This window comes from Methylocella silvestris BL2, assembly GCF_000021745.1.
In the GTDB taxonomy this organism is placed as follows: Bacteria; Pseudomonadota; Alphaproteobacteria; order Rhizobiales; family Beijerinckiaceae; genus Methylocapsa; species Methylocapsa silvestris.
The window spans coordinates 3873284-3885421 of record NC_011666.1; the positions used below are offsets into that span (position 1 = coordinate 3873284).

The 12138-nt window shown below is 64.5% G+C and carries 11 protein-coding genes; 3 read left to right on the forward strand and 8 right to left on the reverse strand.

Features of this window, described 5'->3' with window-relative positions; genetic code table 11:
• Positions 1-43: 43 nt before the first annotated feature.
• On the reverse strand, positions 44-2563 hold the full coding sequence (gene cckA, locus MSIL_RS17910; protein ID WP_012592485.1) for a cell cycle histidine kinase CckA: 2520 nt from the start codon (positions 2561-2563) through the stop codon (positions 44-46).
• 106 nt (positions 2564-2669) lie between these two features.
• Entirely contained in the window at positions 2670-2951 is a 282-nt protein-coding gene (locus MSIL_RS17915) for a hypothetical protein (protein WP_187148674.1), read from the reverse strand.
• On the opposite strand from MSIL_RS17915, the gene MSIL_RS20395 reads away from it, so the two are divergent.
• Entirely contained in the window at positions 2926-4254 is a 1329-nt protein-coding gene (locus tag MSIL_RS20395) for a flagellar biosynthetic protein FliO (RefSeq protein ID WP_187148675.1), read from the forward strand. The two genes, MSIL_RS17915 and MSIL_RS20395, sit on opposite strands and share 26 nt — an antisense overlap.
• A gap of 84 nt (positions 4255-4338) precedes the next feature.
• Here the strand turns inward: MSIL_RS20395 and dksA are convergent, their stop codons facing one another.
• The 5 genes from dksA to MSIL_RS17945 all read right to left on the reverse strand — a co-directional run bounded on the left by dksA (position 4339) and on the right by MSIL_RS17945 (position 9496).
• A complete protein-coding gene (dksA, locus tag MSIL_RS17925) occupies positions 4339-4746 on the reverse strand; it encodes an RNA polymerase-binding protein DksA (RefSeq protein ID WP_425277120.1) in 408 nt (135 codons plus the stop codon).
• A gap of 181 nt (positions 4747-4927) precedes the next feature.
• Positions 4928-6151: an NADP-dependent isocitrate dehydrogenase gene (locus tag MSIL_RS17930; protein ID WP_012592488.1), complete on the reverse strand. Its 1224-nt coding sequence runs from the start codon at positions 6149-6151 to the stop codon at positions 4928-4930.
• 101 nt (positions 6152-6252) lie between these two features.
• Positions 6253-7002: a hypothetical protein gene (locus MSIL_RS17935; RefSeq protein ID WP_012592489.1), complete on the reverse strand. Its 750-nt coding sequence runs from the start codon at positions 7000-7002 to the stop codon at positions 6253-6255.
• A 68-nt stretch (positions 7003-7070) separates the two neighbouring features.
• Positions 7071-7811 (reverse strand): metallophosphoesterase family protein, encoded by a 741-nt coding sequence (locus MSIL_RS17940; RefSeq protein ID WP_041368175.1) that lies wholly within the window; start codon positions 7809-7811, stop codon positions 7071-7073.
• 122 nt (positions 7812-7933) lie between these two features.
• Positions 7934-9496 carry a CYTH and CHAD domain-containing protein gene (locus MSIL_RS17945; RefSeq protein ID WP_012592491.1) on the reverse strand — a complete coding sequence of 521 codons (1563 nt, stop codon included), beginning with the start codon at positions 9494-9496 and terminating at the stop codon, positions 7934-7936.
• Positions 9497-9909: 413 nt separating this feature from the next.
• Here MSIL_RS17945 and MSIL_RS22400 point away from each other — a divergent pair, with 413 nt between their 5' ends.
• Entirely contained in the window at positions 9910-10323 is a 414-nt protein-coding gene (locus MSIL_RS22400) for a DUF6197 family protein (RefSeq protein ID WP_425277106.1), read from the forward strand.
• Between the two features lie 8 nt (positions 10324-10331).
• Here MSIL_RS22400 and MSIL_RS17955 read toward each other — a convergent pair whose 3' ends face one another.
• Positions 10332-10856 (reverse strand): gamma-glutamylcyclotransferase, encoded by a 525-nt coding sequence (locus MSIL_RS17955; RefSeq protein WP_012592493.1) that lies wholly within the window; start codon positions 10854-10856, stop codon positions 10332-10334.
• 70 nt (positions 10857-10926) lie between these two features.
• Here MSIL_RS17955 and MSIL_RS17960 point away from each other — a divergent pair, with 70 nt between their 5' ends.
• Positions 10927-11979, forward strand: a complete 1053-nt coding sequence (locus MSIL_RS17960; RefSeq protein WP_012592494.1) for a DUF2125 domain-containing protein — start codon at positions 10927-10929, stop codon at positions 11977-11979.
• Positions 11980-12138 lie beyond the last annotated feature (159 nt).

The following is a 12138-nucleotide window of genomic DNA, read 5'->3' on the forward strand; positions in this document are numbered from 1 at the left end:
GAAAAGGCTTCGGCACGAAAGGCCGGCGGCGCGGCGGCGCGGTTCAGCTCGCCGCCGCCGTTCCCTTCACCGCCTCGATCAGCTGCTTCAGCGAGAAGGGCTTTGGCAGGAAGGCGAAATCCTCCCCTTCCGGCAGGTTTTTCGAAAAGGCCTCCTCGGCATAGCCGGACACGAAAATCACCTTCGCCTTGACGCCGCGCTTGCGCAATTCGCCGAACATGGTCGGCCCGTCCATTTCGGGCATGACCACATCCGAGACGACGAGGTCGATCTTGCCGGGATTGCGGTCGACGACCTCGAGCGCCTCGATCCCGGAGCCGGCTTGCAGCACGCTATAGCCGCGCGAGGCGAGCGCCCGCGCCGCAAAGGCGCGCACGGCCTCCTCATCCTCGACCAGCAGGATAACGCCGCGTCCGGTGAGGTCCGCCGCCGGCTTCCCCCGCTCGGCCGGTGCAGGGGCCTCGGTCTCGGCCGCCTCGGGAATATAGCGGGGCAGCAGCACGGTGAAGGTCGCGCCCTTTCCGGGCGGGCTCGAGCAGAACACAAACCCGCCGGTCTGCTTGACGATGCCATAGACCATGGCGAGGCCAAGGCCTGTTCCCTTGCCGACTTCTTTGGTGGTGAAGAACGGCTCGAAGATCTTGTCCCTCACCTCGGGCGGGACGCCATGGCCGCAGTCCTCGACCTCGATCGCGACATAATCGGCGGCAGGCAGCGATTTCTCCTCGAAGCCATCGCATTCATGTGGCGCGACATTGCGGGTTTTCAGGAGAATTTCGCCGCCGTCCGGCATGGCGTCGCGGGCGTTGACGATGAGATTGACGATCACTTGCTCGAACTGGTTGAGATCGGCCCGGATCAGCCAGAGATCGCGTCCGTGGCGCAATTCGAGATGGATCTTTTCGCCGACGAGGCGGCGCATCAGCATTTGCAATTCGGACAGAACGTCGCCGAGTTGCAGCACCTGCGGCCGTAGCGTCTGGCGGCGGGAAAAGGCGAGCAGCTGACGCACCAGTCCGGCGGCGCGGATGGCGTTCTGCTTGATCTGCATGATGTCGCGGAAGGAGGGGTCGGTCGGACGATGATTGGCGAGCAAGAGATCGGAGAAGCCGATGATGGCCGTCAAGACATTGTTGAAATCATGGGCGACGCCGCCGGCGAGCTGACCGATCGCCTGCATCTTCTGCGACTGCGCGAAATTGCTCTGCAGCGCGCGCTGCTCCGTGGTGTCGAGGGCGAAAATGGCTGCGCCCGAGCCGTCTCCCTCTTCCGAGGCGGAAATGAACAGGCGCGCCGAGCGGTCGCCTTCGCCGGCCAGCGCGACGTCGACGGGCGCGATGTCGCGCCGCGCTTTGGCGGCGGCGGCGAGGGCCAATTCCAGCGCGGCGCGATCCCGTGCGGCGACTCCCGCGTAGATGGCGCCGCGCTCCGCGCCGTCCGTCGGCTTAGCGGCGTCGGGCATGACGCGCGCGAAAGCGGCGTTCGAGCGAACGATGCGACCCTGCCCATCGAGCAGGGCGATGGCGATCGGCGTCGCCTCGAAAAGCCGCGGAAACCACGTTTCGGCGCGGCGCGGATCGTCGGACCGCTCCGCGATGCCGGCGCGATCCAGCGCCAGACTGTGAGAGGGGCCGGCCGCGCCATCGGCGTCGAAAGTGACGCGATGAATGAGGCGGACGGGCAGAGTTTGGCCGCCGCGCCGTTTGAGCTCGAGATCGAGAATTTGGGTTTTTACCTCGCCCGGCGCCCCGGCAAGCGCGGCGACTCGCTGGGCCGCATCGCCGGAAAGAAAGGCGCCGAGCGTCAGTCCGCCGGAGCCAATCTCCGCCAGATCATAGTCAAGCCAGGCGGCCAGCGTCGCATTGACATAGTCGACCGTCCCGTCCCCGCGGCAGGAGAAAAAACCTGCGGGAGCATTGTCGAGACAATCGATCGCGCGGCGGAGCTCCTGGAAGGCGGCCTCCTGCCGCTCGCGGTCGCGCGTGATGTCTGCGACGGTCCAGAGGGTCGCGCGCTTTGCCCCTGGAAATTGGAGCGGGCGCGTCTCGATTCGCCGCCACCCCGCTGCGCCGCCGGCCGAAGGCTTAAGGCGCGTCTCCTCGACGTGGGCGCGGCCCTCGCGCGCGGCCTGCGCGAGCCTGTAGACCGCCTCGGACGCCTCCGGCGATCCGCCGCCAATGAGCCGCTCGACCGGGCGCAATTCGGCGAGGCTGGAAGAGGCGCAAAATGCCCGGTAGGCGGGGTTGGCGTAAAGGATCCCGCCGTTCGCCTGGGTCGCGATCAGCCCGTCCGGATTTTCGTCGCAGATCCGTTTTGGCAAATCGTCGCCGCCGGCCTCCCGCCCCGCGACCCGAAGCAGGCCAGCCGAGAGGGCGAAGGCGGCGAAGACGCCGATCGCGGCGAACAGCGCAAGCGCGGCTGTGGCGATCATGGCGGCGGTCTGCGGCGGCGCGAGCAGGACCAGCGCGGCCGCGCCGCCAATGAGGATCACAAGCGCAAGGATCAACGCCGGGCGCCCGGCGCGGCCCGTCCTGCCGAAGGCGCCCCGATGATCGATCATCATGTTTAATCCTCGCGCGCCGCGCGCGTCCGGCCCTGTCGTTTGGCCGACTCGCCCGGCGCTAGGGTTGCGCCGTCAATTTTCTCAATAAACGCGTCGCGCGCAAATGTCATTCAGCGGCGCTGGGCTCGAAATCGCGGCCGATCGCGCCCGCATTACGCGCAGGCCCCAGGGCCACGACATAAAATAGTTGAATATGCTGCTTTTCTGACGCGCGGCGACAGTGCGCCTTGATTGGCGGGAGCGCATTTTCTATTGTGTGCGCCATCTTTTGTTGCTCGCCCGCGATCGAACGAATCACGATCCCATTGGCGCAGATTTTTCCCCAGCGAGCCGAGCCGATGCAGGGCCTTATCGACAAAATCTTGGAAAACAAGCCGCTTACCTTCATTGCGGCGGCGGTCGCCCTCCTTCTGGCCGGCGCGCTGGTTCTGTTCGCGATCCGGCTCGCCTTCGGCCGGCGGGTCAGGGCGCCGGGCGGCGGGCGGACGCGGCTGCCCCGGCTCGGCGTCGTCGACGCCTTCGACCTCGACCGTCAGCGCCAGCTCGTCATCATCAGACGCGACAACGTCGAGCATCTCTTGATGATCGGCGGCCCCAACGACCTTGTCATCGAATCGGAGATCATCCGAGCCGAGGCGCGCGAGCGGCATCGCGAGAAGGAGCCGCGCGAAAAGGACTTGCGCGAAAAAGAGCCCGCTCTGACGCCCGTCGCGGCCCCATTCGGGTCGGGCGCCGCGCCGGCCCCGGCGTGGCAGCCCGATACCGAAACCGTCGCGGCGCGGACGGCGAATCAGCCGCCGGCGTGGAAGGCTCCGCTCTCGCCAATCGCCGCGCCGGCGGCTGCAACGAGCGGCGCCGAGCTTCCAGCCGCCGCTGCGGCGAATGAGGCGGGCGCGCCCTTGAGCGAACCCGGCCTCGCGCCGGCGGCGCGGACGCCGGCTTTTTCGCTGGCGCGCCGCCCGGCGCCGGCCGCAGCCGTTGCGCCGAGGCCGCCGCGCGAACCGCTGCTTCGCGCCGATCCACCTCTGCGCTCTTCTGAGGGCGCGGCGCCGAATTCCTTCCAGCGCGCCTCGCTGGCGACGCCTTTCCTGCGCCCGCCGCCGCCGCGCCAGCTTGCCGAGACGCTTGCGCGGCAGATCAATCCGCCGGCGGGCGCGCCGGCGCAGACGCCGCCAACGGAGCCGCCGGTTTCCGAGCAAACGACCCTTGTCGGCGCCATCGAGGGCGCGCAGCCCGCCAAGCCGGCCGGGCCGGCCGAGGCGGATATGCCGCAAATCGGGCAGGGCGCCGATCCAGCGTCGGCGACTGAGCCTTTGCAAGGCAGCGATCGGCAGCCGCGGCGCGACGTCGTCGAGGCGGGCGCCAAACAACCCGCGCCGCCGATCACGCCGGCGGCGCCTGCGCGGGCGAGCGAGCCGTTCGACTTCGTCGCGGCCGTCGCCGCCGCTCTGGAGCAGCCCGAAGAGGCGCCGCTGATTGCGCCGCCCCGGCTTCCGGATCTCGTGGGGACGCCGCTAGCTGAGGCCAATGTTTCGACGAGGCGGGCGGAAACCGACAATCCGATCGACGTTCCACCGCCGCCTGCCGAAAAACGCGTCAACCTTGTGAAAAGCTTCGCCGCGACGCCTGCGGACGATTCGCTTGAGGAAGAGCTGGCCAAGCTGCTGGGGCGTGGGTCGGGCGGCGTCTGAAGCATCGCAGGCGCCGACATTCCCGCTCAAAATTTCTGACTTTGCCGTTTCTTGCGCGTCAGCGCGCAATCGGCGTGGATTTCGCTATCCGTCGCGATAGACTCGCTCGCGCTTCTCGTGGCGCTCCTGCGCCTCCACCGACAGCGTCGCGATCGGCCTTGCGTCGAGGCGCTTCAGACTGATCGGCTCGCCGGTTTCCTCGCAATAGCCATAAGTGCCGTCGTCGAGCCGTCCCAACGCCGATTCGATCTTGGCGATGAGCTTGCGCTGGCGGTCGCGCGCGCGAAGTTCGATGGCGCGATCCGTTTCCGACGACGCGCGGTCGGCGACGTCGGGATGATTCTCGTTTTCGGTTTGCAGCGCGACCAGGGTTTCGCGGCTCTCGCGCAGGATGTCTTCCTTCCAGGCGAGCAATTTGCGGCGAAAATAATCGCGTTGGCGTTCATTCATGAACGTCTCTGATTCGGAAGGCGTATAGCCGTCATCGACCATATCGGCAGCCACCGGAAAGCCTCCGTCGTGATGAATGGCTGCCTTATACATATCGCGGCGCGCTTGTTCAATCTAAGTCACGCCGCCGCCTTGAGTTATTCCCCCCTCGCTCCTCCGCGCGACGATAGGCGAGCGGGCCATTGCCTCTGCGATGGAAGGCGCGATTCCGGAGCGGCCAGACTCACGCTTTGGGCGCAGACATCGCCTTGCGCAAATTCTCGTCAACCTTGTCGAGGAAGCCGGTGGTCGAAAGCCATCTTTGATCGGCGCCGACGAGCAGGGCGAGATCCTTCGTCATGAAGCCCGATTCGACGGTCTTGACGCAGACCTTCTCGAGCGTCTGCGCGAAGGCCGCGAGTTCCGGATTGTCGTCAAGCTTGGCTCGATGCGACAGGCCGCGCGTCCAGGCGAAGATCGAGGCGATCGAATTGGTCGAGGTCTCCTTGCCTTTCTGGTGTTCGCGATAGTGGCGCGTCACCGTCCCATGGGCGGCCTCGGCCTCGACAGTCCGGCCGTCGGGGCTGAGCAGCACGGAGGTCATGAGGCCGAGCGAACCAAAGCCCTGCGCCACCGTATCGGACTGCACGTCGCCGTCGTAGTTCTTGCAGGCCCAGACGTAGCCGCCGGACCATTTGAGGGCCGAGGCGACCATGTCGTCGATCAGACGATGCTGGTAGATGATGCCGGCGGCGTCGAACTTTTCCTTGAATTCGGCCTCGAACACCTCCTGGAACAGATCCTTGAAGCGCCCGTCATAGGCCTTGAGAATGGTGTTCTTGGTCGAGAGAAAGACGGGATATTTGGCGTCGAGGCCATAATTCAGCGAGGCGCGCGCAAAATCGCGGATGGAATCGTCGAGATTGTACATCGACAGCGAGACGCCGGCGCCTGGATATTTATAGACTTCCTTTTCGATGACCGTTCCGTCGTCGCCTTCGAATTTGATAGTGAGCTTGCCTTTGCCTGGCACCCTGAAATCGGTCGCCGCATATTGATCGCCGAAGGCGTGGCGGCCGATCACGATCGGCTGCGTCCAGCCCGGCACCAGGCGGGGAACGTTTTTGCAGATGATCGGCGCGCGGAAAATGACGCCGCCGAGAATATTGCGGATCGTGCCATTCGGCGACTTCCACATCTGCTTTAGGTTGAATTCCTTCACGCGCGCTTCGTCGGGCGTGATCGTCGCGCATTTGACGCCGACGCCGTGCTTCTTGATGGCGTTCGCCGCGTCCACCGTCACCCGATCGGCGGTAGCGTCTCGATTTTCGACAGAAAGATCGTAATATTCGAGGTCGAGGTCGAGATAAGCGAGAACGAGTTTATCGCGAATATATTGCCAGATGATCCTGGTCATCTCATCGCCATCAAGTTCGACGACGGGATTTGCGACCTTGATCTTGCTCATTAGTTCGACCTTTTCATCTGGAGTTTATGAAAAATTTCGCTCGCCAGCCGCTGCGGACAATCGACGAGGCGCAGCTCGCGAGGGGAGGCGAGGAAGCCTGCTCATTTCGGCGGCTCGCCGCGGAGGGACCGCGCGAAATCGCGATCGACGTCGGCCGAGAGGGATTCGAGAACGGCCTGGGTTTGCGGCGACGCAGCCTTATAGGCCGCGAAGATCGCCGCCTTGCCCTGCGGACCGTCGGCGAGGATCTGGCGTAGATCGCTTTTCATGAATTCCTGCAGGTCCTTGTCGAGGCCTGCGCGCGTCGCGAGCGCGCGGTCGAGGCGGGCCCGCGCCAGCGTCGGCTCGTTCGGGGCGGTGAAATAGGACATAAAAAGTGGCGCGGCCGGATTTGCGTCGGCGCCTTTTCCGGAGGCCGCCGGCAACTCGGCCAGCAAAAGCCACGCTGCGCCATTGACGGGCGACAGGGACGTCGCCGTGAGCGCGTTGGAGCGGGCCCGGGCGATGCGCGCCGCATTGGCTGGGTCTTCCGCGCCCGCCTTGTCGAGATAGGCAAGCTCGGCGTCGGCGAAGGCGGCCTGCGCATAGAGATCGCCCCTGATGAGGCCGAGCCAGGCGGCCCATTGCGCGCTGGTCCTGTGCGCCGCGGCCGCGCTCGCGCTTTGCCGGTCCGACGGCAGGGCGATCGCCGGCGGGGCGATCAGCGCCACAAGCAGCATCCAGACGGCGCCGACAGCGAGGACGCCGGCGAAAACGATAAGGCCGATGCGTAGCTTTAAAGGTTCTTCGAGGGCGGCGGGGCCGGGTTCTCGCTCGAACATGAAGTTCGGTCGAGGCGGTTCGAGGCTCATCGCTCACTCCCCATGGTCTTGCCGTAAAGCTTCGCTTTGCGATTGAATAGACTCTGACGCAAAAAAATCTAGATGAAACTGATCTGATCGCCTTCCAGCCTGACGCAGGAGAGCCGTCCCGTGGCGTAGGCTCCGGTGTCGACATTGATGCGGTTGCGGCGAACCTCCGGCTCCATCACCGGCGTATGGCCATGGACGATGACCTTTTCGAAGGACTCTTCGCAGGAGAGGAATTCTTCGCGGATCCAGAGCAGATCCTCCTCGCTCTGGCGCGCGAGCGGCGCGCCCGGACGGATTCCTGCATGAGCGAAGAAATAGTCGCCGCAGGCGAAGGAAACCGGCAAAGAGCTGAAAAAATGCGAATGGCTTTTTGGCAGAACTCGGGCGAGCTCCCGCGCGAGTTCGTCTTCCTCCTCGGGGGTGGGAGAAAAGCTCGGCGCGAGGCCGTAGGACAGGAGCGTCGAAAGACCGCCATATTGTCCCCAAGATCTCAGGATCGGCGGATTGCGCAGAAACTCCAGGACATAGATCTCGTGATTGCCCTTGAGGCAGACGACCTTGTGATGCCTTGCGCGGTCGATGAGTTTGGTCACGACGTCAGCGGAATGCGAGCCGCGATCGATATAGTCGCCAAGGAAAATCTGCAGCGGATGGGCGATGGGATAACGCGCCAGATCCGCGTCGATCCGCGAAAAAACCTGATCGAGCAGGTCGGCGCGGCCATGAATGTCGCCGATCGCGTAAATTCGCACGCCGGCGGGAAGAGTCGGCGTCGCCGGCGCGGCTCCGAATAGACGCGGTTTCCACATTCGTGCGAGTTTTGCCTGCGCGCTCAATAAAATCCTGACCGGGTTCCGCCGTCAAGGCGCCAAGGCGCCGCGCAATCCAGCCGCAGGCCTTTGTGTTAGAGCATTTTCAACACGAGAGATAGTCAGAACGGGTCGTCCTTCGCGAGTTTGGCGAAGGCCCGCAGCGCCTCGCCGAGCCATTTCTGGCCGTCCTCGGCCGGCGCGGCGAGGGGCGCGTCGGCGAGAGCGAGTTCGCCGGATTCAACTCGACCGGTTTCTTGACGCCAAAGGCGAAGATCCGCTTCGTCCGCATCCAGCCTCGTTTCGGCGTCATGCATCTCGCCGAGCGACCACTGGATCGTCTCAAGGCGCTTCAAAAGCGCGCCGAGGCTCTTTTTGTCAGCGACCTCCGGGCAGTCGATGAAGAACTCGGCCATATAGCGCAGCTTCTTGGCGTCGATCCGCACCTTGTGGCGCGCCTCCGGATCGAGGCCCTCGAGGTTTTCCCCCTGTTGCAGGAGCGCCTTACGCCGCTTGGCGAGCCGCTTGCGAATGAATTTCGCCGTGTCGGCGCGCTCGGCCTTTTTCGCCCGCCAGCCGCCGCTTCCCAGCCATTCGCAGAAATCGATCAAAAAGATCCGCCAGGGTTTTGCTTCGATCGCCTCGATCAGGGCGGCGCGCAGGGCCAGGCGTTTGGAGTCGCGCCAAGCGGCAAATTCGCGCGCCTCGCCTGTGAGCTCGCCGCGGGCGGCCTTGATTTCCGCTTCATGCATGACGTCGCGATCTCGCGCAGCGCCAAACAATCGCGCCATGCGTTTCAATTCGTCGTTCGCCGCAGCAAAATATTCGTCGCCAGCAATGGGCTGGAACAGAGCGAGCGCGGCCCTGAGGCGCCGCAGCGCGACGCGGCCCTGATGGATTGCCTCGACGGGATGGGCCGGCGCGGGCCGCGCCGTAAGGAGGCGCGCATTCAACATGAAGTCGTGCAGGCAGACATTGCAGATAGCCTCGAACGCGGCGCCGGCCGTCATCGCGTCGCCCAGGCGCGGCTGCGATCCCTTGGCCGGACGCATCGACGCTCCGGCCGCTAGGCGATAGCCGCGCTCGGCCTTGCTGATCAGGCTGATCGACAAGGGGGCCCTCGCCGCCAGCCGGCGCGCCAAGGTGTAGACGGCGCTCTTGCCGCCGCTTTTCAGTTCGAGCTCGACCTCGAAGATAGCCTCGGCGGCGGTTGGTCCGGGGACCGTGATCTCGCCGCTGTCGAGGACAGCCTCAATCTGCGCATTCTCTTCGCTGAGCGAGAGAAAGGCGCGTTTGACCGAGATGTGAAACGCCTGGCGCAGATCCGGACGCGCCGCCTCGGCCAATTCGGCAAGGGGCGTCTCGCTAATCATCGCAAAATCGACGCAGGCGGCGCTCGCGCCTTGTCTGCGCGTCGGCGCCTTGCCGTCGATGGGGCGCTCCCACTCGCCACGCTGGGAAACCGATCCGCTGTCCTGCTTGATCGTTTGCAGCAGCTGTTTTCCGGCTCGCCGGACCCGCAGAGTGAATCCGCCATCGCGCAGCGCTTCATCGGCGGTGTCGAAATACCAGGAGTCGAGCGTTTGCGCGCGGGCGCGGGCCATCGCGTCCTTCAGGGCGTCCAGCGTTTGGGCGCGGGCCGCGGGATCGGCCGAAACGGCGAGCTTCAGTTCGATTTCGGTCATGGCGAGAGCTTAACATGGCTGGCGGCGACGGGTCGACGGTCCGGGCATGCGGCCATCCGCGCCGCGCCCGGCTGCAAGACTGAAATCAGCGTAAAATCAACGTTATCGTGGGCGCAATCAGGTGTATCCAAATATAACGCGGCCGCGCCGCTGGATATCGCTGCTTGTGCGGGGGATAGGGCTCATCTAGGTTGTCGAATATTAGCGAAATTTTCGTTATGATGAATGACGAATTTCGTAATTCAATAGAGGCGGCGTCGTAGACTGGAGCGGACTCACAATTTAATCCAGACTGCGAATCTAATGTTATTAAATAGCCAAACAGAATGGAAGGCGTCCACTAAAGGGCTTGGGTTGCTAATAGATCGTCGCATTGTCTGGAAGTAGCTGCTGTGATTCTCAAGAGATGACGCGTGGAAAAGAAAATCATAGTTGAAATTCTTCTAGAGGCGCGGTCGTTGCTCCAGCGCAGCGGCTGGAATCAGTTTTGTATCGCCCGCGACGAAACCGGCAATGTGGTTGACGCCAATAGCGGGTCGGCATGCCGCTATTGTTTGTCCGGGGCGCTTTGCAAGGCGTGGCGAATGCTCGACGCCGCCCATGAGGAATATTATTTCCAATATTTCGAACGAAAATTTTCGACGGTGCTGCGCAAGCAATATGGCTATGATCGCACCTTGACGCAGTGGAACGACCACGTCGCCACCTCCTGCGAAGACGTGCTGAGCCTGATCGATCTCGTCATTGTGGACGTCGCCGGCGAGGATGCGGCGGCGATCCCGAGTTTTCTTCAGCGGCGGCCAAAGTCCAAGGAAATCTCCGCCTGAGGCGACGTTCAGTCGAACCGCCCGACGAGCCAATCCAGCGTGTCGTCGGAAATCATCAATTCGGCGAGATGGGCGTGCGTGTTGCGCACATAGTCGGCGTTTGCGCCGGACAGGCCGACGCCCTGCCGCGTCAGGCGCAAGAGCTCTTCCCGTTCCAGCCGCCCCGCATATTGGAGGTGTCCACGGTCCGCGACATAGCAGACCGCGGGAACCAGGCGGCCGTCAGAAAGGCGCGCGGAGAGAGAAACCTCGCGATAGACGGCGGTCACCTGCTCGCGCGCGCGCAAGTAAGCGAGCGTTTGCGCGGCGTCACCTGCTCCGACGCGAAAGGCGACGCCCTTGCATGAGCCGCCGCGATCGAGGCCAAGCACCAGCCCCGGAACTGCGGCGGTCCCGCGATGAACATGAGAATAGACGCAAAGCGAGCGATGGTAGCCGCGCACGAGAGCGCCATGCCGTTCGACGAAGGCGAAGCCGGGCCGCCACATCAGCGAGCCATAGCCAAAGACCCACAGATCCTGTGCGACGCTCATCCTCGATTTGCTCCTGGCGAACCCGCGCTATAAACGATGAGGGCCGGCGCGAAAAGATGGGAAGCGCATAATGCTGATGACAAAACCGCAGCCGCGGCGCTCCGGCGCCTCGCGGCTCGTCGGCGTCGCTCTGGCGCTGGGCGTGGCCGCTGGCCTGGCCGCCTGGTACTATTTCTGGAGCCTTGCCGCCAGCCAGACCGACGCGGTGCTGACGTCCTGGATCACGGAGGAGGCGCAAGCGGGGCGTCAATGGAGCTGCCCCAAGCGCCACATCGGCGGCTATCCCTTTGCCGTCGAGGTGATCTGCCCGGCGCTGGATTTTGAGGGAATGATCCTCGACCGCAGCTTTTCGGGATCGGTCGGAGGATTCCGCGCCGCCTCGAACGTCTTCCAGCCGCGGCGGATCGACATTCGAATCGAGCCGCCATTCACGGCGCGGACGCATGAGGGCGATCATTTTGCTTTGCAGTGGCGGAGTTTGCAGCTCGAGGTTGAGGGCGGCTCCGAACAGGCGCCGCGGCTGACGCTCGATGGCGCCGGGCTAGCGCTGACAGGGGCGACCGCGGCCGGCGCGCCGATCGAAGCGGCGGCGGAAACCGCGCAGGCGACGCTGGCGCCGACGCCGGGCGCTCAGGCGGCGCAGGATGTCTCGATCATGCTCAAGGGGGCGTCCGCGCCGCTGCTGAGCAATGTGCTGGCGTTGCAGGCGCCGCTTGACGCAACTGTCTCGGCGGTGGTCGTCGGGGCCGATTTTCCCGGCTCCGGACCGCTTTTGGACCGGGTCGAGCGCTGGCGCGCCAACGGCGGCAGGATCGACGTCAAATCGGCGCGGCTCGTCAGCGGGGCCGCGGAGCTCAAGGCGACGGGAAGCCTTTATCTCGACGAGGGGCGGCGGCCGCGCGGCGAACTCGACGCGTCCTTGCGTGGGCTCGATCCGACGTTGCGCCGCTTTGGCGTCAACCCCGGGTTGATTGCCGCCGGCTCGCTGCTGACAAACTTCCTGAAAGGGTCGCCCGGCAAGGAGGAGGGGCCGCAGGCGATCCATTTGCCCCTGCGCATCGCCGACGGCTATGTGTCGATCGGACCGATCCGCACGCCGTTGCGTCTGCCAGCGCTCTATTGACTGCGCGACGAAGGCCGGACGATCTCAGACGGATTCGGAAGGCGGGCGCTTTTCGGCGCCTTGCTTCCGGGGAGGTCAGGTCCGCACAAGCAAAAAGGATGACCCTCTTTTTGAAGGATCATCCTTGTGCAAAATTATCGGCTTCGTTTGCGCCAAGGG